Source organism: Achromobacter sp. UMC46 (assembly GCF_014170335.1).
Classification (GTDB): Bacteria; Pseudomonadota; Gammaproteobacteria; order Burkholderiales; family Burkholderiaceae_B; genus Achromobacter.
Genome location: NZ_LZZS01000036.1, coordinates 148,470 through 170,034, shown reverse-complemented (window position 1 = coordinate 170,034; position 21,565 = coordinate 148,470). Strand labels below are relative to the sequence as shown.

Here is a 21,565-nt window from a genome sequence, read left to right as displayed (position 1 = left end):
GTGGCAACGCGACAGAAAGTCGCTCGGCGCACGAGCTACAGGCTCGTCGCGATACCGGGCTCGCCTAATCAACTCGTCTTCGGACTCAAGTGGCGAACAGTCCTGGGGGAAGACCTCCAGAAACTTGCACTTCAAGCAGCGCGCAAAGCCAAGGCAACGCACTACGTGCAAAGCGATGCGCGAAGTTCTTCGGTAGGTCTGGTGACTGCTAAAGGCAGCGAAACACGTGCAAAGACCCGGGCAACTCTTTTCTCGGGCGCCGCCGCATTTGCACAGATGCATCGACATGGCACCCACGTTGTCGCGTGCACTCTGCCCGATCAATCCGTGTGGTTGGCGGTTGTGATCGACGGTGTCGTGCAGACGGGCGGCGACACGATATTTCCCGACCAGACTGCAGCGAAGATTGCCGTGGAAGAGGTCACAGCGCGCTACCGGGAACACCAGTTGCACAGCGACTACCTCACGGCGGCCCGCGTATTCTCCTTGCAGCAGCTCACTGCGCATGTGAATGCTCAGTCGGCGCTGCGCAGGGCTTCCTTCAGGCTGTCCATGGTGTCGCCCATCTGGTGGGTGCTAATAGCTGCGGTCCTTGCCTACGAGGCCTGGGATTACGGGTCGGCTTGGTGGGAAGAAAGACAGGCACGACTTCAGGAGTTGGCAGAAGCAGCACAACCCCAATTCGATGCCACTGCGCTGTGGAACAACGCCATAAGCACTTGGGCGAAGTCGGTCAAGGCTCAAGGCAGCACCGGCCTCGACGCACTTCTCAATGCCGTCCTCGCGGTTCCGGTAGAGCCGGGGCGGTGGCGCTTGACCGAAATCGACTGCCGACCGGGCGCAGGGACGTGTGCTGCGACCTACCGCCGCACACGTCTGGCCGACAACCATACGCTACAGGCGGCGCTGGCTAGCTCGTTTCGCATCGTCCATCCGGACTTAGATTCGGCCACCGTTACCTGGCAACTACCAAATGCGCTTTCAATGCAAATGCTGCCTCTGGATGACCTTCCGGCGCCAAATGCGATCCAGACGGCCTGGGAGCCAAGCTGGCAAGCGCTGCGACCCGCATTGACAGACTTCACGTTGTCAAAACCGGCAAGCGCGCCAATTCTGGTCCCCAACATCAAGTTGCCCAACGGCCTGGAGCAATCGGTGCCGTTGCCACAGGGCACGAAGCTACCTGCCAGCCGCGCGCTTGTGATCAATGCACCCCTTCGCTCGCTCTACGGCCTGGCCTTGCCGACCACGACCCAGATAGCGCAGCTGCATGTGCGTTACCAGCCAGATTCGGCGCCAGGACTTGCCGCGAGCGCCTTCTCGGCCACCTTGAAAGGAGATATCTATGTACTCGCGCCGTGAAAATTCGCTGCGCACTCGACTTGCGCTGCGCCTGGCGGGCCTCGCCCTAGCGATCGGCATGCCTGCCACAGGGGCGGCGCAAGCTGAAAATCCCTCGGTAGCGCCTGAGGCTCCGCCGGCACCGCCGAGCCACCTGGTACGCGAGCTGCTGGAGCATGACGCAAAACAAGCGCTCGCCCTGGAACGCTCGAAGTCCAAGACAGCATTCGCAGGTTCGCCGCTCGGCGCACCGCCACCGGCGGCCACCGCGCCCGCTGATGCGGAACAGGCGGCGCAAGCCTCAGCGTCACCCCCAAAACAGCTCCTGGTTCGGCTAATCGCCATCGTCGGGGTTGGCGGTCGCCTGGCCGCGCATCTGCAGGTGGACAACAGACAGGCCGTCTACTTGAACGGGAAGGCGGCACCGGTAACAGGTGCTGGCCAGGGCATGCGCCTACTGGAAATTTCCCCTCCCTGCGCCACGTTTCTGTCTCAAGCGGAAGAGACGCTCACCTACTGCCTAGACGAGAGGGCACTATGAAATTCGGCATTTTCCAATTGGTGCGTCGAATGTCGCGCATGCTGCGCGTTGGCTTTCGCGAAGAGGAGCCTGCCCCCGTCCTTAGCATGGGGCCAGCGCGTTCCCAGGAGACCGACTCCCTCGAAGGTCATCTTGATTCCTTTGAAGACGTTGAAAGCCTGCATCCCCCCTTCGAATTGCTCCGCGTCGACTGGTGCGGCTCAGAAGCCGCGGCGAAGGCGTGCGTGGCGCAGCTAGAGGGCAATAAGTACGTCGTCTTCGTCAAGCAAGGTGAGCAGGAATCCGATATCTATCGCGCAGTCCTACAACGCGCTCGTGAAGCAGCCGGAAGGGACGAAGTCGACATCTACACGGTCAACCCTGTGGTGCTGCTAGCTTTAGTCCGGGAACGAATGCAGGCGAAGGACGTCAAGCAACGCACTTCCCGAACGCGTTCGCTTGGTGCCCGGTCGGCCGTGCGCGTCGGGTTTCACGATCTTGGCGCCTGGGGCATCCGCAACGGCGCAAGCGACATGCACCTGAATATCGACACGACCGCTCCCATTTCCCACGTCAGCGCCACGATCGATGGGCAGTACACGACCCCCAAGCAGCTGAGCATGCCTACTGAGCGCCTCATCGAAATGGGCAACGTCGCATGGATGGACGTCCATGGCGGCAACGGGCTTTTCCTCGACATGGCAAAGGAACAGCAAGGTCGACTGTACGAGGTTGTCGATGAGCGCTCCTACATGCTCCGGTGGGGCTCGTTCGTTACGGACAAGGGTCCTTCGATCACACTTCGGATACTTGACATGGAGGCGAAGGTAGAACCGGTCGACATGGGAACGCTGGGATTTCTGCCCTCGCATATCGCCAAGTTCCAACGCTGTTTGCAAAGCATGGGCGGGGCAATCGTTATCGGCGGCATTCCTGGGTCTGGCAAGACCGTGACAAATGCGCAGCTAATCGTCCGGCTGCCCGAAACGCGTAAGGTCATGACCATTGAGGATCCCGTTGAACTGACGATACCTCGAGCACTGGCCGCGAGCCTTTCGAGGTCGCTTGATGGCTCAGATCGCGACGCAATGCGTTCCAAGCTCATGGCACTCAAACGTGCGGCTGCCAGCGACGTTTTCCTCGGCGAAATCCGCGATCAACTGACCGGTTCTGCCTTTGTAGACATTGTTCTAGCAGGCAGCAGCTTGTACACCACGACCCACGTCGGGCATGCCCTGTCCATCCCCCAACGGTTTGCATCCAGCGAAATCGGGGTGCCACGCACAACGCTGGGCACGCCAGGCGTCCTCAAGCTTCTTGCACACCAGTCGCTGATGCCTGTCATGTGCAGCTGCGCGCTTCCAGCTGCCTCCTTGCTCGACGGTGCTGCCGACCGGCTGGGCGTTCGCCAAGACCGAGAGACGTGGTCTCGGTACCTCGGAGACATCGAAGCCCTGTACGGATTCGACAGTTCTCGCATCAGGGTCCGCGACCCGCTGGGATGTGAAAAGTGCCGAGTCAAAGGTATCCCGGAACTCTTTGGATATGCGGGTCGTACAGTCGTGGCCGAAATGTTCGAACCGTCATCCGATCCAGACGCGCTGCGGGCCATCAACCAAGGCGATGAGCTGCGACTGCGCCAGATCTACGCTGGCCACCGTACGTCTGGCTACGACGAGCCGGACATGGAAGGAAAGACCACCATGGATTGCGCCGTATACAAGATGAGCCAGGGCATGATCGACCCGCGCGACATCGAGCCGCACTTCCGAGCATTCGCGACGCTATTACGTGAAAGGAAGCGGGAATGAAGCTGCCGTTCGTACTCACAAGGGTTGGGCAGGCTGCGAGCAAGTTCGCCCGCCAGCGAGCCGATTGGTATGAGTACCTTGCCGACATGGCAGAGGACAGCCAGGGCAAGCGCACAATCTTGAACATTCTTGACGGAGACGCCCAGCGCTATGGGCGAAGCGCGCGGGGCATTCTCTCCGCATACTGGGCACACAAAATTGTCGAGACCGGCAAGATCGGCCTGACGCTACACGGCACGCTACCTCCCAAAGAGGTCGCGGAATTTGTCTCGTTGCAGGGCCAAGACCAAGCTGTCCTATCAAGCGGCCTGCGCGACATGGCCGGCCTTGTGCGGCTTAACACCAAGCTGCGGGGGATTCTCGTTACGACGCTGCTGGCTTCGGTGCTGACCTTGATTCTTCTATGGCTCGTAATCATGGTTGCAATTCCCTACTTCAGCGCGCCGATGATTATCGACGCACTGCCTGTAGTCCCCAGGGCGTACCTAAGCCCATCCACGCGGACATTCTTCGACCTGGCCGAATGGATACGGGATAACGGCAATCGAATTTGGGTTGGAGCACTGGTACTAGCGCTTGCGTTCAGGTTTTCCTTCCCCTACTTGGACGGTCCGATACGAAGGTTCCTAGATCGCTGGGGACCATACCGCTTGTATCGGGACGTACAGGGCATCGGCGTCATCAGCACTGCGGCAACTGCGGTCAAACCAAGGACCGGAAAGACGATGCAGCTCCGCGAGGCCATCGAACTCCAATTCGACGGAGCATCTCGTTGGCTGACCGGCCGCTTGCAGGCCATTCAGCACCGCCTCGAAGACTCCGAGTCAGGCGCACGAGTGTTCGATGTTGGCCTGATGGACCGTGAGACATATTGGTACCTCGAGGACCTCACAAGCACCCTAGGCTTGGACGCGGCGTTGCAGAAGACTCGCCAGAGGATGGAAACCGTTGTTCTAAAGCGAGTCGAGACGAGAGCGAAAGTGCTCCGCTGGGTCATCTTGGGCTGCGCCGTGTTCGCAATGGCGGGCCTTTATGGCTGGCATCAAAGCGTCCTATGGGATCTACAAAACGGAGCAATGCTCGACGCCATGAGTTAGGAGTCGCCACCAATCACACCAATCCCTAGCTGTCTCCAAGATGGCCACAACTTCCTTTCAGTTTCTGGAATCCGACATGAATCTTCCCGTAACTCAACCTCAACGTACCCAGCAGAACTTCGCCCGCCAACGCCTACATCAAGGTGGATACACGCTCTCCGAAATCGGCGCCGTTCTCGCGATCATTGGCGTCCTGGTGATTCTCGGCATGCCCGCCATCAAAGGTTTCTTCCTCCAAGCGCGCGTTGGCCCGGCGGCGTCTGAACTTCAGCGCTTCATGACAGCGACCCGCTTGCTAGGCGAAGGTGACTCCGTCACCCCTTACGCAGCCATCAACAACGTGTCGAACCTCGCGCCGGCGTTGATGGAGTCATCGGTGTTCAAGGTAAACGGCGCTACGGTAGCGCACCGCCTGGGCGGCTCCGGCGCCGGCTCGAACGGCACCATCACGATCGGCCCGGTGGCTCTTGGGGGTGGTGCTGCGGGCAGCGGTTTCGGGTTGACGTTGACCAATGTGAATCACAGGGCGTGCCCCGGCCTGGCCACCACCTTGAACTCGGTATCGGAGACGATCAGCGTCAATGGCACCGCCGCAAAGACGCTTGGCACGAACAACGAGGCGGGATCCTTCAATGCAGTCACAGCGCAAGACCTTTGCGTGAAGGGCGACAACAACACGTTCGTCTTCGCAACGCGATGAATCCGTAAACCCGCAATCCAGGCGAGGCATTGCCTCGCCTGTCATTGCATAGACGGCGAACCTGCCATGTGTCCTTCTGAAGTTACAGTGCCCCGATCAGTTCGCCGCCAGGCTGGCTATTCGCTTGTCGAGCTCATGGTCGTGCTCGCACTTCTCACACTCGCCGTTGTCCTGGGTGGTCCGTCACTAAAGCGAGATGTTGACACCATCGCTGCGGAATCGACCGGCCGCTATTTGGCTCAAATTCGCGGTGCATTAGTTGACCTTCAGGTAAAGCATGAAGCTTGGCTTCGCGGTGAGAATATCGCGAGCGCCCCAGCCGGAACTTATCCCCCCCCGCCGGCACTCGCTTGGATTGCCGCCCCGGGAGCGCAGGTTGCAAGAGGCGGCGTCGCGGATCTCGCATCGCTGGGCCTGCTACCGCCAAGCACGCCGCGCTTTCCACCCCTGGGTCAAACCGCCCGCTTCATCCTTGTCCGTGAAGGAGCCTGCCCCGGTGACAACTGCCGCACGGGCGCCTATGTGTATACCTGCCAACCGATCAGCGATGTACGTAGCCGTCGACTCAATGACGTCTGCACAGCACCGGCCGGCAAGGCGGCTCGTTTCAACCAAATCCTACTGGGCAAGGTGATGGCGGCCTCAGAAGGATATGGAGGCCATGACGCCAACGGCGGGAACAACGTACAGGGGCCGCTCATGAACATTCCGCGCGCGTGGTTCGATTTCGGCGCAGAGCCAGGCCATGCAGTTCTGGCGGCTGGTCTGGGCGCCACGCCGTTCGGTCAATTTGTTCGGCACGGAGAAACCAGGCCAGTCACATTCAACAACACGCTGACGGTGGCCGGTGCGATTCAGACCAACACGGGCTTACTGCTCAACACAGCAGTTGCGCCTGGGGCGGCCTGCACGCCTGAAGGCTTATATGCTTCGACCGCCAACAAGCTGCTCGCCGTTTGCACCGGCGGTGTGTGGTTCGCTCAGAACGGTCACGTGATCACGGGCACATACAGCGACCTTCCCAACGACGCTGCGATCCCGCCGGTGACGTGCCCTGCTGGTTTGTCGCCGTGGCGCCAAATCGCCCTGCAGGGTGTGGATGCGACCGCACGCGGTGGCGATATCAACATCGGTGGCGCTATCGGCGGAAGCATCCAAGGGTCGGGCTATGTAAATGCCGCCGGCGCCGTATCGGTCGGCGGATCCTTCAGCGGGACGTTCCAGAACTCTGGAAATAGCTACGTCCGCATGGCGCAGCGCGCAAGCATCGCGGGCGACCGCGTCGTCATTTCGCCCGCAGACATGGGCGCCCGCGCCTCGGTGATACAGGGCTGCAAGAACTAACCCAAGTTCGCAGGTCGTCTCAAAGCCGCCAATCGGGCGGCTAACCCAATCGGAGATATCCATGTTCCTTCCCTCAATGCGAGGCAGGGGCCGGCCCTGGCTCGCCCTGCTGTTCGCGCTGTTCCTTCCTGCGGCGAGCCAGGCATCCACGGCAAATCAAGCCGACGTGCAGCTGCAGACCGATCTCAACACCATGGTCATCCGCGTCGATCAAGGCGCGCCCCTCCCTCCGGGCGGCTGCGTGGGGGGATATAGCTGGCATACCACCTACGGCGGATGCCGCATCGCACAGACCCAAGCTGAATTCGCGCAATGCCCTGCGGGCTACACCGGCAATCAGGTTCGGTACCGGAACTACTACGTCCTGCAGGCAAACGCGAGCGACGTCGCCTATGAAGGCTGGAGCGCCTGGCAAGACGGTTGCACAGCGGCACGAGCCGCTGGCGTTCTGGACGTCGTCATCGCAAAAGCCAGAGGCAACGAGAGCGGTGAGACGTTCGATAACAGCTTGGGCGGAACCATCGCGGCGCAAATGCAGGTCAATTACGGCACGATGTTCGGTGCCACCATCTATCGCCCTACTGCGGAGCTGAATTGCATCTATGCATCGGGCACGACGTCGGGAGACACCTCCCGCGTGTGGATGGGCCAGCTGCTCCCCCCTGGGGCTTCGGTGAACAAGGGTGTCCCGGGCTACTGCCAGCTTTCTAACGGAAACAGGACTGCCACCTTGTTCGGCAGCTGCGACACGGGAAGCGGAGGTGACGCTGATTTCTGCCAGGGCGCCACTCGTGTGGTGAACATCACGTCTGTCAACGGATGCACGGTCACCACCCAGACCACCGTGCACGGCCAGCTCGTCGACGTCGGCAGCTATGGCATCTGCAACTAAATCCAGGAGAACGCGTATGCGAACCCTTCGACACCTGCTACTGCTGTTGGCGGTGGCGCTAACGCCGGTGGCCACGCCGGCATACTCAGCCGGTGCACCTAGCGTGAACGTCGGGGACGTGCTGGAAGGCGACAAGCGACTTGCATGCGAAGCCATTCTTTGCCTTTCGAGCGGAAGCCGTCCCAGCGAGTGCACCCCATCGCTTTCTCGCTACTTCGGCATCAACATGAAGAAGCTCTCGGACACGTTGGAAGCACGCCGCGACTTTCTATCGCTGTGTCCAGCTTCTGAGGACTCCAAGGAGATGAGCGATTTGGTACGCGCCATTTCGCAGGGCGCCGGTCGGTGCGATGCGGCGGCGCTGAACATTGCGCTCAGGTCTTGGCGCGGCAACGACGAGGGTGGCTCGATCATCAGCAATAAACGCCCAGGCTACTGCAACGTTTACGCGTCGCACGAATACACGGCCTTTGACGACGGCCTTCCGCTATACGTCGGGACGCCCGATGAGGGCGGCTTCTGGGTCGAACCCCGAGATTACGAGCGCGAACTCGCCAAGTACGAGAAGGAACTTGCAGAGCGCAAAGAACGCGAGCAGAACGGCAAGGGGCCTGGCTTTGGAATGGTGGGGAATTGACCGATGGACTTTCCCACGCTCGCCAGGCAGTGCGCGCCAGACGTGCATATAAGCACGCTGGCGGCCGTTGTGCGCCATGAGTCTGCATTCGACCCGCTGGCAATCGGTGTCAACAGCAAGCCCCACCGGAGCATCCGTCCGAAATCCCGCCAGGAGGCAGTGGACGAGGCGCGCAAGCTCATCGACCAAGGTATCAACTTTGACGTCGGATACGGGCAGATCAACGTGCGCAATTGGAAATGGCTCGGCGTGACGCCCGAGACCATTTTCGATCCGTGCACGAATCTGGCGTCCGCGCAGCGCGTGCTGGTCGCCTGCTACAAGCGTGCGGTGGACCAACATGGAAAAGGACAAGCGGCACTGTATGCCGCCTTCAGTTGCTACAACACAGGGAATCTCAATGATGGGTTCAAGAACGGCTATGTCGGCAAGGTCCTTGCGGGTGCAGGCGTTCCTGTACCCGCGATCGTGAAAGACGCCGCAACCCGCCAAACGACTTCCGTGTCCAAGACGCAGACGCTCCCCCCGTCCGCCAAACAACCGGACGCGCTGATATCCCCCCGGACCGATGCATTCAGTACGCCTCGGCAGGACGTCTTCGAACGGCAGCCCCACCCAGTATTCGGCGCGCCCATCGCAAAGCCGACAAAGCCTTAGCTCCACTCCTGACCTGTCACGACCCGCGTGTTTAACGGCTAAACGCCGCCCGCCGAACACAACGCCCTCCCCTGCGTTGCATCCAACGTTTAGCCGCTAAATCGGCTCCCTCCCTCTTTGTATTGCATCTGCCGCCCGCCAATTAGGCCAGGTGGCTAAATCTTTTGGAGAATCCAATGCTGATTGCCTCTTCCACCAAGCCCCGATCGCAAGTTGCGCTGGCTTACACGGCCCTGGCCGCGCTCCTGCTGTTGCTACCCGACGTTGCGTTTGCACAGTTTCAGAAAGGCACCACTGGGCTGCAAACCTTCTACGACTGGCTCTGGCTCATCGTCCCCATCTGCGGGGCAATCGTGGGCATCCTCATTGGCGTCGCGTATTCGGCCGACCTGATCAGAAAAGACACCGCAATGCAGTGGGGCGTCGGTGTGGTCTTCTCCGGCGCAGTGGTGGGCGGCTTCCTCAAGCTGTTCTTCTAACCATGAGCAAGAGCGCAACGTCTAAGTCCGAGCTGTCGGCCGCACAGTCTGCATCGTCTGTCCCGCCTAACCAGTACCCGCTTTTCAAGGGTGCGACCCGTGCGGCTACGGTCAAGGGCGGCGTGCCTGCCCGCGCGCTGGTCGCCCTGGTCTTCGTGACCCTGCTAGTCGCATCGTTCACGCTGTGGGGCTGGCTACTCGGACCCATTCTCTACCCCGTGGTGGCCGTCTTGAGCCGCCATGATGATCGCGCCTTCTGGATCTGGGAGCTTTGGGCAAAAACCAAGCTCTTTGCGCCGAACAAGCGCTTCTGGGGGGCCATATCCCTATCCCCGACGCAATACAGCAAGCGGCGCCCCTGGAGCCGCTTACTCGGAGGTAAAAACCGATGACTCAACACTCGCCCACCATTGCGGCGCACGAGCCGTTTGTTGGCAAGTACGTACCGTTCTCCCACCATGTGACGGAATCGATCATTGCCACCCGAGACTGGGAGTACTTGTCCGTATGGCGCATCGACGGCCGCACTTTCCAAGGCTATTCGGAGGCCGAGCATAAACAATGGGCAGAGGAGCTCAATAACGTCCTACGCGGCCTGCCCACGGGCTTTGGTCTGTGGTCCCACTTTGTTCGGCGCCGCGTCTCCGAATACCCGGAAAGCGAATATCCCGATACGTTCTCACGCGCGCACGATGAGTCGTATCGCAAGGTCTTCTCGACCACGCCGCCCATGATCAATGAGATGTATCTCACGGTCATAGTGCGAGCGCAAATCGACCCCGCCCTTCAGCTGCTGTCTCGTTTCGAAAAACGCACTGCTCGTCAAGCTTTGGCCTGGCAGGCACAGGCTATCGAACAGCTCAACGATGTCAATCGTAAGCTCCAGGGCACCCTGAAACGCTACGCGGCGGAACTGCTAACTATCATCGAACGGGAGATTTCTCCTCCGGAAAATTTGCATGTCCCCCTGGACGAAGGAACCGAGCCGCGAGTTGGTCACTTTTCTGAGCCAGCCGAGTTCTTTGGGTGGCTGCTCAACGGACGGCTGACGCCGGTCCCGGTGACAAACGCCCGTTTGTACAACTATCTGCCCACCAGCCGACAGTTCTTCTCGACGCACGGCGAACAGGCTGAAATGCGAGGACCGAATTGGACGCGGCGCTACGTGATGATGGAGGTCCGCGAATACTCCAACAACACCAAGCCCGGCCACTTCAATTGCCTGCTAAACCAGCCCTATGAATTCGTGGTGTCCCAGTCCTTCGGGTCCATGTCGAAGGCAGAAGGCCTGAAGGCGCTCTCGCGCCAGATCAAATGGCTTGAAGACTCCGGAGACTATTCAACTTCGCAGATCGAAGATCTCAAGCGCGCTCGCGATGATCTCAGTGCCGGCAAATTCGTCATGGGCGACCATCACGCCACGATCCAAGTATTCGGCGAGGACAGCGAGCAGGCGCTCCGTGGAGCGGCAGATATCAGCGGGGTCCTGGCCGGCGAAGAGGTATCCGTCCGGTTGATCGACCGTGCGCTCATCGCAGCTTGGGCAGCACAGCTCCCGGGGAACTGGAAGTGGCGCCCGCGCCCCTGCCCCATCACTTCGCCGAACTTCCTGTGCTTTTCCTCCATGCACAACTATCTGTTCGGTAAACCGGCAGGCAATCCTTGGGGGCCGGCGGTGACGATGCTCAAGACTACGGGGGGAACCCCGTATTACATGAACTTCCACGCTTCGCTGGCCGAGGTGGATGAAACTGGGAAGCGACGCCTGGGCAATACGTTCCTAATCGGGAAATCCGGTACCGGGAAAACTGTTCTGTTGGGCCACTTGATAGCTCAGGCTCGTAAGTTCGGCTACACCGCCGCGATCTTTGACAAGGACCGCGGTATGCAGGTCACGGTGATGGCCATGGGCGGGACCTACTTCACGCTGCAGATCGGTGTGCCAACAGGCTGGAACTACCTTCAGCTCGAACCCACGTCGACCAACATTAGCTTCATGGCCAAGCTCACCAAGCTATTGGCCGCCAACGGAGATGAACCCGCCACGATCGCCGAACAAAAGCAGATCGAAGTCGCCATCAGGCGGCTCGTCGAACGCATAGACCATCGTGATCGTCGGTTGTCTACGCTCTTGCAGTTCCTGCCTGCAGCGCCGTCTGAGGGGCAGACCCTTAGCGTGCGTGAGCGCTTGATGCGATGGTGCGCGGGAAACGAAAACGGTTGGGTTTTCGATAACCCTACCGATGAATTGGACTTGTCCGCGAGGGACATGTTTGGTTTTGATCTCACCGAGTTTTTGGAAAAGGGCGAGATCCGTGACGCGTCAATCACCTATCTTTTATATCGCACCAATCAGATGACAGACGGCCGCAGATGCGCACAGATTTTTGACGAAGTGCAGCATCCGTTAAAGGTGGCCGCATTTCAGGAATCGCTGCAGGACAGAAGCCGCACCGTCCGAAAAAAGGATGCCGTGCTCATCTGCGCCACGCAGGAGCCGGAAGCAGTTCTGGAATTGCCTGCGGGCCGTTCCCTCTTACAGCAGTCTGCTACGCAGTTCTACCTGCCGAATCCTGGGGCAACGGCGGATGAGTACATCGACGGCTTCAAGCTCTCGCCGGCCGAGTTCAAGCTGGTCAAGAACCTCGGTGAGTTCAGCCGCCAGTTCGTCATCAAGCAGGGCGAATCGACGGTCACGGCGGAATTGGATTTGTCGACCTGCCCCGACTCCCTTCGAGTCTTTTCCGGCTCTGCCGATATGGCGGAACTTGCCGAAGAAGCTATAGCGAAGTGCGGGGAAGATCCCAGCGTATGGCTTCCCCATTACCTCAAGCTCGCCGACGAGGCGACAAGGAGATAATTATGTTTGCATCGTTCAAAACCCGCTGCCTGTCATCCCAGGCCTGGCGCAAGCACGCAGCAGTGCTCGTATGCGCGAGCATGATGGCTAACGCTGCGTTGCCGGCACATGCCAGCGGTATTCCAGTAGTCGACGCAGCAAGCATCATGGACCGTGCTATCAAGCACGCCGAGACGCTGGCCAAGTACGCGGAACAGATCACCGTGCTCAAGAACCAGTTGGAAAGCCAGCGTCGCCAACTGGAGGCTCTGACCGGCACACGAAATCTGGGGGACATCCTCAACAACCCGCTCATCCGTGATTCCCTGCCGGCGGACGCGCGGGATATCCTGCGTTCGGCAAACGGTGGGGGAATCGGCCTCTCCGAAATCGCTGAGCGCATCGAGCGCGAGGAGGCGCTTACCGGCAACTACGAGCAGGACAAAAGAAACCTCGACGCGCGTACCGAGAAGATGGCGATTCGCAGCCAGGCCCTGATGCAGCAAACGCAGAAGGGCATGACTGCGCGGGTTGGCCAGATCAACCAGCTGCAGAAGCAGATCAACCAGACCCAGGACCCAAAGGCAATTGCGGACCTGCAGGCGCGTCTCTTGGTAGAACAGGCAAATATCCAGGTCGACCAGACGCGCGCTGACATGCTTGCGCGCCAACTGGAAGCAGAGCAAGCGCTCATGGAGGCGCAGGCCGACAAACTGGCCGCCAGCGCATTCAGCATCGAGGCAATTCGGGCCCCCCTGCCGGGAGTACGGTAATGACCACGACCGCAGTTTCGCTTCTAAGTCTGGGCGGGGTTGCGAATTGGATCGACCAATCGGTAACGACGATGCTGACCAGCGTGGTCACGCCGATGGTCGCGTCTATCACCGCTCAGGTTTTGCCCCTCGTATCGGTCGGCTTGTCGATCGCACTAGTGTGGTACGGCTGGCTAATATCGTCGGGTGCCATCCAGACTCCGATCTTCGCCGCAGTACGCCGCCTGGTATCCATCGCTGTCATTGTTGGAATTGCCGGCACGGGCGGCCTGTATCAAACGCAGATCGCTGGTGCCATGTTGGAGCTGCCCACGGACATAGCGAAGCTATTTACTGGCACGGTCAAAACCCCATCTCAGATCATGGACGAGGCGGCGAACAAGGGGGCCGAAATCGGGACGAAACTCCAAGAACGCGCACCGAGTGGCCTCAAGAAGATGGGCCAGACCTTTGTCTTCACGATCGTCTCGGTCATCATCACAGTCATCTCGGCCATTATGAGTGCGGTTGGCATGCTCGTTCTGATAACCGTCAAGGTCGGCATGGGCCTTGTCGTTATTTTGGGGCCCTTATGCATACTTGCTCTGTTGTTCGAGCCCACCAAGGATTTTTTCAAAGCGTGGCTCCACCAAGGGATGTATTACGCCATCTACGCCGGATTGTTCATGATGGTCTTCATGTTCATCATGGGGATGTTCGGAATGCTGCAGAAGGGCCTTTTGGATCTGGCTGGGGCCGACCAGATAAACATTTTTTCGATGCTAACCGCGATGGTATTTTTCATGATGTGCTCCAAGTACATGTTGGAACAAGTATCAGATGTCGCTAAGAAGATTACTGGCGGGCAAGGTGGTGGCATATCCGTTCCCTTTCTTGGTCGGATCGGCTAACATAAATTTCCACTGCCGACAAAGGCTCCGAAGCCAATGTCGACATTATTGTGAGGAAAACAGATGGACCCGATCACTCCATTGGGAAAGCGACTTTCACAAAGCCCGTTGGTTAATCCGAACGTGCCTTTGCAGCCGTCCGTTCCTGAAGCAGGCGAAGCTCCGATATCTGCATTTCAGTGGATCAGCGTAGTTCGTGCCACCTGGACGTGGTTGCTGAAGCCTCTCTGGTATCTCTGCTTTAAATGGCCCAGTCTAATCATCTCGACTTCGGCGGTGTCTCGGGGTGGGCGTGATAACGAACGCCGGCGTCGGGATGCGGACAACGCTGCACGTGCTGACTGGGAACAGAGATACAAAAGTTGGTAGTTCCCCTCTTGGCTTTCTGATGATGTTTCGCCCTGCAGTGGGCTGAAACGCTAACAACTAGGGCACAGCGTTCGCTGTGCCTTTCTCTTTTTTGCTTGGCGCTAGCCAAGACCCTCTGATCTAAATCCCCCCATCCATCTCTTCGGAGAACCCATGAAGAACGCCCTTGCGGCCGCGCTCGTCGCGGCTCGCCCTTTGTCGTCCTCGCCGTCCGCGCTGGTCGGCCTCGAAACCATTAACCGAACAGGAGATCGCTATGTCTATGGATGACCCCAAGCTCTCGCTGGGGCAAGAGCTAGAGCGCAATCGCGGGCTCGAGCGCGACTTGCTTTCATTCCTCCTGTCGTCACGAAGTACCGCATGGCGTGTTGCCTCAGTATCACTCCTGATCGCGCTCATTTCCATCGTGACGCTCTGCGCCATCTTCTTCATGATCGAGCCGCCGCGCCCCTACGTCGTTCGCGTAAATGACACCACCGGCGAAATCGAGCATGTCACCAAACTCGGTAACGGCCAGGACGATTACGGCGAGCGAATCGCCAGATACTTCATCCAGCAGTACGTACTCGCCTGCGAAGGCTACGACTGGAACACGATTCAAAACACCTACGACCGATGCGGTCTGTTCAGCTCACCCGAAGTCCAGCAGGTCTACGCGGCCAGATTTCAGGACGATCCAAAAAGGGGCTACGAAGCGCTTGACACGCGCTACGGCAAACACACGCGCATCGTGCCCAGCGTTCGCAGCATCACGTTTGGCCCTCACAACACCGCCACAGTGCGGTTCACGCGCCGCCTGGTTGGGTCCAACACTAAGGCCGAACCAGAGCAGCTGATCGCCACGCTCGCGTACCGCTACATCAACACGCCCATTACTGAAAAGACCGGCCGCGACAACCCGCTGGGCTTCCAAGTTTCCACCTACATGACCGACGTCGAAACGCTGAGGTAATCACCATGAAGAAAGAACAAATCAACGAACTCGCTCGCCGCCTGGAAACCGCCCACGGCTTGAGCAACTCGGAGCGCACCGCGTTGCTGCGCGATTTGGAGCGCTACGCCAAGACTGACCTGTATGGCGCTGCTCGACTTACGAAGGACCATCTGAGCAAAAGTGCCGACCTGCGCCTGCCGACCATCGTTGTCGCTGCCGACCGCATTGGCAAGCACTTTGAAGAGCGTATGCGTCAGCCCCGGCGCCCCGTCGAACTCTACGGCGAACAGGATCGACAGATTCGCCAGCCTGAAGACGGCCGCGAGTACAAGGGGCCGGTTGTGGGCACCACGCCCAACTGCTTGATTCAACGCGACAAGGAGACGGGCGACTTGATCGTTCATGCGCGCGGCACGCTGAACCGTTCGTTCGAGATCACCGGAAAGGAAGAATCCCTCGCCATCAGCTACCCCTTCAAGGCGGTTGGTGGCGTGGGCCTCGTCCGTGACGCAGATCACGGCATGGCAGCAGGAATTGGGTTCGAACGGCAGCATGCCCCGAAACACGCACACGAGCACAACCACGGGATGGAACGCAGCTAATGAACGTCCGCCTGAAATCTATGGCCGCAGCAGCGCTGACAGTCGCGCTGTGCGCGGCTGCAGGTCCTGCCTGGTCCCTTGATCATCCGCAGGCCTCGACTAAAGACAAGCGCATCCGGTGGACCGACTATGACGCTGCCAACGTTGTTCAAGTCAACACGTCCTTGGGCGTGGCCACCCAGATCCAGCTCAACGATGACGAGGAGTACGTCACGCACGCCTTCGGCGACTCGGCGGCTTACGCTTTCCAGCAGGTTGGCAAACACCTTCTTCTCAAGCCGAAAGTGGAGCAAGCGGACACCAACCTCATTTACATCACCACCAAGCGCAACTACTCCTTCTTGCTGAACTACGCGAAGGAGCGCAAAGGTGGCGAGGTCTACCGGATCGTCATGCGCTATCCCGAGGTGGAGTTGGCCAAGACGGCCGAGCAGGAAGAGAAGGAGCAGATTCAGCAAAAACTCGCCAAGGGTGATCTGGCCGTAAATTGGCAGAGTTACACGATGAGCGGTGACGTGACCATCGGACCTGAGGCTGCGTGGGACGATGGCGCGCAGACCTGGTTGCGCTTCGCTCCTGGCCAAGACCTTCCGAGTGCCTACTACGTTGACGCTGATGGCCAGGAGGTGATCGCCAATCGTCACATGGATGGAGAACGAACAATCGTGCTGCATCGTGTGGCGTCCCGCTGGCATTTACGCCTGGGCAACAAGGTCGTCGCCGTGCATAACGAAGCGCCGCTCTCCACCCGCCCGCTTCCGACGGGCACGATATCGCCGTCGGTCGAGCGCGTTCTTCGTGAGGAGTCTCCCAAATGAAGCTCTTCAAGCGCCGGCGTTCACCCGGCAAAATGGTCGACGCGGTTGCCGAAATCGAAGAGCACCAGGCGCAGATCGAAGGACGCGGCCGACCGGATCTCCATGGTTCGGCACGGCCAGCAGCCCCCGGCGCAAAGGCGTTCTTCGTCTTGGTTTCGCTGATGGCTCTGATGGTGATTGGCACAGTGCTATGGCGCACGCTGATTATGAACGGAGGGAACGACCCTGAAACGCCCTCGGGGCTGCAGCCGAAGATTGAGAACAATCTTCCAGAGCTCAAGCTCAGATCGGAACCCCCACCCCCTCCTGTACAACCATCCCTGCCACCAGCACCGACAGCGCCTTCCGAGGGGTTACCGCCGCTCGACAAGAGCTTTCAACTTGGCGAAGTCGTCAAGCAGGTCGTCGCCGACCCTGTCACGCAACGTCGGCTGTCCAGTGGACTGCAAGAGACTCAGGACGACCGCAACGATGGACAGACGCGCGAGACTTCAAAGCCTGCAGCCCGCGAGTCGGACAGTGGTCCCATGTCGGATCGGCTCAAACCGATGAAGCTAACAGCGGCACGCGCCGGCACGCTCGGCAATCTTGACTTTCTCATAACCCAAGGGGCAATGATTGATTGCATTCAGGACACAAAGCTCGTCAGCGCACAAGCGGGAATGATCACCTGCTACACGCCGCAGGGTGTCCGATCCGCCAGTGGCCGCGTGGAGCTGGTCGACCCGGGAACCAAGTTCGTCGGGTATCAGCAGGGAGTGCTGGCACAAGGTCAACCCCGCATTGGCGTGGTCTGGTCTCGCATGGAGACTCGCAACGGGGTGATTATTCATCTCGATTCGCCAGGCACCGGATCATTGGGTGAAGCGGGCCTGGACGGGCACATCGACACGCATTTCGCAGAACGGTTCGGCGGTGCGATTCTCGTGAGCCTGATCGGCGACTTCGGATCCTGGGCATCATCTCGAGGGGGCAACAACAGCGGGGGCTCGGTGAGTTTCAACTCGACGAGTGATGCGGCGCAAGATGCCGTCAGCACGGTACTGGACAACTCTATAAATATCCCCCCCACGATGTACCGCAACCAGGGCGGGCGAATCGGCATTTACGTCGCCCGAGACCTGGATTTCAGCTCGGTCTACACGTTGCGCCCCATTCGGTAAGACGCTCGCAACGCCGGCTCGCATCTTGTGTGCCGGCGCTCCTCTGCTTGCCCGCTATACGCTGGGCAGGCGCACACACCTCAATCGGAATGAACAATATGAAGGACTCTGCCCGCTCGGTGTCGGTGAATACCGTTGCCAATGACATCGCTCTGCGTCAAATGCTACGCCCTGTAGCCGCTTACATGAAGGACGATGCCATCCGCGAGATTACGGTCCCGCGGCCTGGGATAATTCTCACCCGTTCGCATGGCCGCTGGAACCTGCACGAGGATCCGGAACTGACTTTCGGGTTCTTGGAGGCGCTCGTTTCGACAATGGCGAGCTTCAACAATGTCAACTTCACTCCCATCATGTCGCTGCTATTGCCTGATGGCGAACGGGGCCAGGTCGCCCAGCCGCCGGCGGTGATCGACGGTACGCTGTCGATCAACATCCGCAAGCACAGCACGGTGGTCAAGACTTTGGACGAGTTAGCGGACGAAGGCGCGTTCGATAACTGGATCAACGTCAGTGGCGAGGTCTCTGAATCGGCGCCTCTCACAGCAACCGACAGAGAGCTTCTGGAATTGCTTGCGCAACGCAAGATGCGCGATTTCCTGAAGCTGGCCATTAAAAGCTGCCGCAATGTCATCGTGTCTGGCAAGACAGGGTCAGGGAAGACCACGTTTGCCCGCAGTCTCATCGAATGCGTGCCCGTAAGCGAACGGATCATCACGATCGAGGACGTACACGAGCTGCAGCTGCCGAATCACCCGAATCGGGTCCACATGATCTACGGGACCGGCGCCGGGCGTATGTCCGCGACGGAGTGCATCGCCGCCGCCATGCGTAGTTCCCCGGATCGCATCTTCCTGTCCGAACTGCGGGGGCCGGAAGCCTGGGATTACCTCAATGCGCTGAACACCGGGCATCCCGGCTCTGTGACAACGACCCACGCTAACAGCGCCTGGGACACTTACGACCGAGTCGCGCTGCTGGTGAAGCAGTCTTCGGCCGGCAATCAGATGGACATCGACACGATTCGGCGCTTCCTCTATTCCACGCTGGATATCTCCTTGTACTTCTCCGAGTACAAGCTCACCGAAGTCTATTTCAATCCAGCGCGAATGCTATGACCCAGCCCATCGACGTCAAGGTCACGTTTATCGCGCCGGCGGGAATAGCTGGCGTACTGCGGCTACGGCATGCAGGCGGCAAAAGCAAAGCGGCCCTTCTGTCGATGGAGCGGGATGGAAGCCTTGACGGTCCAACTGGATCTGCACCACTTACCGCCGCCGACATGCGCCAGCTTGTGGACGGCTTGATGGACGCGATTCACGCCATTGAGCGTGAAGGCCGGCTCTCGAGCTAGTCCTAACCGCCGCCTTCAATGCGGACGGTCCATTGATCTTCTGTCTCGAATGTCCCGACCGCCGTTTCAAACGGGCCGAGCTCGACGCTGATTTTTCGCGCCTGTCGGCTTGGGTGAAGGAAATCACGCAGTCCATGCAAAGCTCTGCAACGGTGAAGGCGGGCTATCCGCAGCCGGCGCCCGAGTTCTTCGGAGCCTAGCTGTTCGCGTTCCGCAGCAATAGCCGCTCACGCCTGAGCGGCATCAGCACGTCGGCCACGCCGAGATGCAGTTGGTCCGTCTTCGAACCCACTCAAAGAAAACCCAAATGAACCAAGCGCCCTCAAAGAGCGGTGCACGCGAGGCTCGCGTGCTCGCTGCCTACAAGATTATGAAAAGCGTCTACGACCGCTGCCAACTGGCTGGAAATTCGACCGAAGAAATCCACCTGGCCATTCGCGCTGCCTACCCTTGGGGCGAGCGTCGTGCGTGGCCATACAAGGCCTGGCTGCAAGCGCGTCGGGAATTCTACGAAACGCACGGCTTGCCCCTAAAAGCACGCCGCTCTATCGCTGAGTCGTTGGAGGCCGATTCGTAATGGCCAGGCTGCACAGGCAATTTCCTTTACCCGGTGAAAACATGCGGCATTGCAAGGGGCGACCATGAGCGTCGAAGCATCGAAATGGGCCAGATTGGCCGACGTCCAAAAATCCTCATCCAAGCTCGTGTTGCTGAATCTGGCCCAGCTCGTACGCTACGACGCTGACCAGTGGACGGTGTTTGCGTCCATTGAATACCTGGCCAAGGTGACCCATCTGAATCGCAAGACGGTCATCGAAGCCCTTGGACGATTGCGAGAACTAGGCGCAATACAGGACACCGGGCGGCGTGCCGGCGATAACCGTAGCAGCATCATCTATCGCCTCTGCCCTAACGCTGTTCCCTTGATCGACGTCGCCGCGTCCGGTACCGCTGCCAGTGGCATCACCGTCCAGCCCACACCGCAACAAGACTTTGAGTTCGAATCGGCCGCCGGCGAGCATCCCGACGGTCCGGCGCCCGCCGCAGTGGCCAACTCTGCCCCCACCACAGTCACAGCCCGCGATTCCAACACACATCATGTGGCAGATGATTCCGAATATGAAGGTCGCTGTTCCGAATTTGGAGCAATTTGGGACGACACTCGCGAACCTTGTCTCGCGAACGCGCTAGGTTGTATCGCCGAAGCTGGTGTCCGAGACGACTGGTCTGCGCAAGGCGTCGCTACGGCGCAAGGATCGCAGGCGGCTGTCTTTACTTCACCCACCCACAAGCACCAGGCCGCGGCTGACTACGGCTCACGCCGGCGCCGCGGGGCGGCCAGAAAGCGATCGACCGGCGCGTCTTTCGGTGGCGCGGCTGCTACGCCGCTACCCAGCGGTTGGTCGTTGCCCGAGAGGTGGCAAATCTGGACCCAACGTGAGCGGCCCCACTGGTCTGCGGAAAAGATTGACGCAATGGCTGCCACATTCAGTGCCTACATGCGTTCCCGGCCCGGCGACGAGGGACTTTCGGCCGACTGGTTCGAATCGTGGCGGCTTTGGGTCTTCCGCGAGAGGGAAAGCAAGGACGCCAAGGAATTGGCTAAGCCATGGCACGGCTCTTGGAGCGGCATTGTGACCAAGGGAAAGCGGCTGGGGCTGGAGCAGGCGCCCAATGAACCCGAGGTTCATTTCAAGGCTCGCGTGTTCGCGGCCGCTGGCCTGCCGCCGCCTCATTAATTGTTATCCACAGCCTGTCCCGAAAGAGGGACAAGTACCAAAAACGGGCCTAGCCCAATTTCTCAATTTGCCCGTCCCAATTTTGGCTTTTGCTAGGCCCAAAAACGGCAATTTGCTAGTCCCAAAATCGGGCCTCAATAGGTATATATAGGTTTTATAGGTTTGAGAGAGAGTCGCGCGCGAACCATCGTCGCAATTCGAAAGTCGATCCGCCTACCCTCCGGTCGCTTCGCTCCCTCCGCCCCGGCGCCTGCGGCGCCGGCCTGAAACCCATGGGAACAGTCCCCCCTCTCCGCCGGCGCTGTGCGCCGCCGGCCGGGGGGAACAATCGCTACCCCCCATGGCGTTGCGCGCCTGGAAGGCGGCCAACGCCACGCGCGCCACCTTCCGAACGTTGAACCACCTCAACGGCTCGCCACGGCTGCTCAGCTTCGACCCCCCAGCGACCTCGATGCCACCACCAGAGAGGGTGCGTCCCCTTCCCAGCGACTTATCGTCGCCGGGCGGGGAACCGTAGACCCCAAAGCGCGGGGGCAACTGCCCCCCTGGCCGGCCGCCCTGTGGGCGTCCGCGCTTCCGACCCCCCTGGGGAACCACAAAGGTTCC

Annotated in this window: 22 protein-coding genes; all 22 read left to right on the top strand. The window is 59.7% G+C overall.

Going from position 1 to position 21,565, the window contains the following annotated elements:
• The 22 genes from A9973_RS26130 (at position 1) to A9973_RS26025 (ending at position 20,959) form a co-directional block, all read left to right on the top strand.
• Entirely contained in the window at positions 1-1,362 is a 1,362-nt protein-coding gene (locus A9973_RS26130) for a hypothetical protein (protein WP_183016532.1), read from the top strand.
• Positions 1,346-1,882, top strand: a complete 537-nt coding sequence (locus A9973_RS26125; protein ID WP_183016531.1) for a hypothetical protein — start codon at positions 1,346-1,348, stop codon at positions 1,880-1,882. Before A9973_RS26130 ends, A9973_RS26125 begins: the two co-directional genes overlap by 17 nt.
• Positions 1,879-3,672 (top strand): ATPase, T2SS/T4P/T4SS family, encoded by a 1,794-nt coding sequence (locus A9973_RS26120; RefSeq protein ID WP_183016530.1) that lies wholly within the window; start codon positions 1,879-1,881, stop codon positions 3,670-3,672. The genes A9973_RS26125 and A9973_RS26120 overlap by 4 nt, the downstream gene beginning before the upstream one ends.
• A complete protein-coding gene (locus A9973_RS26115) occupies positions 3,669-4,769 on the top strand; it encodes a hypothetical protein (RefSeq protein ID WP_183016529.1) in 1,101 nt (366 codons plus the stop codon). Before A9973_RS26120 ends, A9973_RS26115 begins: the two co-directional genes overlap by 4 nt.
• A 76-nt stretch (positions 4,770-4,845) precedes the next feature.
• Positions 4,846-5,469, top strand: a complete 624-nt coding sequence (locus A9973_RS26110) for a Tfp pilus assembly protein FimT/FimU (protein WP_183016528.1) — start codon at positions 4,846-4,848, stop codon at positions 5,467-5,469.
• A gap of 66 nt (positions 5,470-5,535) precedes the next feature.
• Positions 5,536-6,813 carry a prepilin-type N-terminal cleavage/methylation domain-containing protein gene (locus tag A9973_RS26105; protein WP_255469291.1) on the top strand — a complete coding sequence of 426 codons (1,278 nt, stop codon included), beginning with the start codon at positions 5,536-5,538 and terminating at the stop codon, positions 6,811-6,813.
• 61 nt (positions 6,814-6,874) lie between these two features.
• Positions 6,875-7,705 carry a hypothetical protein gene (locus tag A9973_RS26100; protein ID WP_183016526.1) on the top strand — a complete coding sequence of 277 codons (831 nt, stop codon included), beginning with the start codon at positions 6,875-6,877 and terminating at the stop codon, positions 7,703-7,705.
• Positions 7,706-7,721: 16 nt separating this feature from the next.
• Positions 7,722-8,342, top strand: coding sequence for a TrbM/KikA/MpfK family conjugal transfer protein (locus A9973_RS26095; protein WP_183016525.1), 621 nt, complete (start codon positions 7,722-7,724; stop codon positions 8,340-8,342).
• Between the two features lie 3 nt (positions 8,343-8,345).
• On the top strand, positions 8,346-8,999 hold the full coding sequence (locus A9973_RS26090) for a lytic transglycosylase domain-containing protein (protein ID WP_183016524.1): 654 nt from the start codon (positions 8,346-8,348) through the stop codon (positions 8,997-8,999).
• Positions 9,000-9,175: 176 nt separating this feature from the next.
• Positions 9,176-9,478 carry a TrbC/VirB2 family protein gene (locus tag A9973_RS26085; protein WP_183016523.1) on the top strand — a complete coding sequence of 101 codons (303 nt, stop codon included), beginning with the start codon at positions 9,176-9,178 and terminating at the stop codon, positions 9,476-9,478.
• Between the two features lie 2 nt (positions 9,479-9,480).
• Entirely contained in the window at positions 9,481-9,870 is a 390-nt protein-coding gene (locus A9973_RS26080) for a type IV secretion system protein VirB3 (protein WP_183016522.1), read from the top strand.
• Positions 9,867-12,338: a VirB4 family type IV secretion/conjugal transfer ATPase gene (locus A9973_RS26075; protein WP_183016521.1), complete on the top strand. Its 2,472-nt coding sequence runs from the start codon at positions 9,867-9,869 to the stop codon at positions 12,336-12,338. The genes A9973_RS26080 and A9973_RS26075 overlap by 4 nt, the downstream gene beginning before the upstream one ends.
• A gap of 2 nt (positions 12,339-12,340) precedes the next feature.
• Entirely contained in the window at positions 12,341-13,090 is a 750-nt protein-coding gene (gene virB5 / locus A9973_RS26070; RefSeq protein WP_183016520.1) for a P-type DNA transfer protein VirB5, read from the top strand.
• Positions 13,090-13,980 (top strand): type IV secretion system protein, encoded by an 891-nt coding sequence (locus tag A9973_RS26065; RefSeq protein ID WP_183016519.1) that lies wholly within the window; start codon positions 13,090-13,092, stop codon positions 13,978-13,980. The genes virB5 and A9973_RS26065 overlap by 1 nt, the downstream gene beginning before the upstream one ends.
• Positions 13,981-14,611: 631 nt before the next feature.
• Positions 14,612-15,301 (top strand): virB8 family protein, encoded by a 690-nt coding sequence (locus A9973_RS26060; RefSeq protein WP_255469290.1) that lies wholly within the window; start codon positions 14,612-14,614, stop codon positions 15,299-15,301.
• Positions 15,302-15,306: 5 nt separating this feature from the next.
• Complete coding sequence (locus A9973_RS26055) at positions 15,307-15,885, top strand: hypothetical protein (RefSeq protein ID WP_183016517.1); 579 nt, start codon at positions 15,307-15,309, stop codon at positions 15,883-15,885.
• On the top strand, positions 15,885-16,703 hold the full coding sequence (locus A9973_RS26050; protein ID WP_255469289.1) for a TrbG/VirB9 family P-type conjugative transfer protein: 819 nt from the start codon (positions 15,885-15,887) through the stop codon (positions 16,701-16,703). Before A9973_RS26055 ends, A9973_RS26050 begins: the two co-directional genes overlap by 1 nt.
• A complete protein-coding gene (virB10, locus tag A9973_RS26045) occupies positions 16,700-17,866 on the top strand; it encodes a type IV secretion system protein VirB10 (protein ID WP_183016516.1) in 1,167 nt (388 codons plus the stop codon). Before A9973_RS26050 ends, virB10 begins: the two co-directional genes overlap by 4 nt.
• Positions 17,867-17,964: 98 nt before the next feature.
• A complete protein-coding gene (gene virB11, locus A9973_RS26040) occupies positions 17,965-18,984 on the top strand; it encodes a P-type DNA transfer ATPase VirB11 (protein WP_255469288.1) in 1,020 nt (339 codons plus the stop codon).
• Positions 18,981-19,220 carry a hypothetical protein gene (locus tag A9973_RS26035; protein ID WP_183016514.1) on the top strand — a complete coding sequence of 80 codons (240 nt, stop codon included), beginning with the start codon at positions 18,981-18,983 and terminating at the stop codon, positions 19,218-19,220. Before virB11 ends, A9973_RS26035 begins: the two co-directional genes overlap by 4 nt.
• Positions 19,221-19,527: 307 nt before the next feature.
• Entirely contained in the window at positions 19,528-19,797 is a 270-nt protein-coding gene (locus A9973_RS26030; protein ID WP_183016513.1) for a hypothetical protein, read from the top strand.
• A gap of 64 nt (positions 19,798-19,861) precedes the next feature.
• Positions 19,862-20,959 (top strand): helix-turn-helix domain-containing protein, encoded by a 1,098-nt coding sequence (locus tag A9973_RS26025; RefSeq protein ID WP_183016512.1) that lies wholly within the window; start codon positions 19,862-19,864, stop codon positions 20,957-20,959.
• Positions 20,960-21,565: the final 606 nt, after the last annotated feature.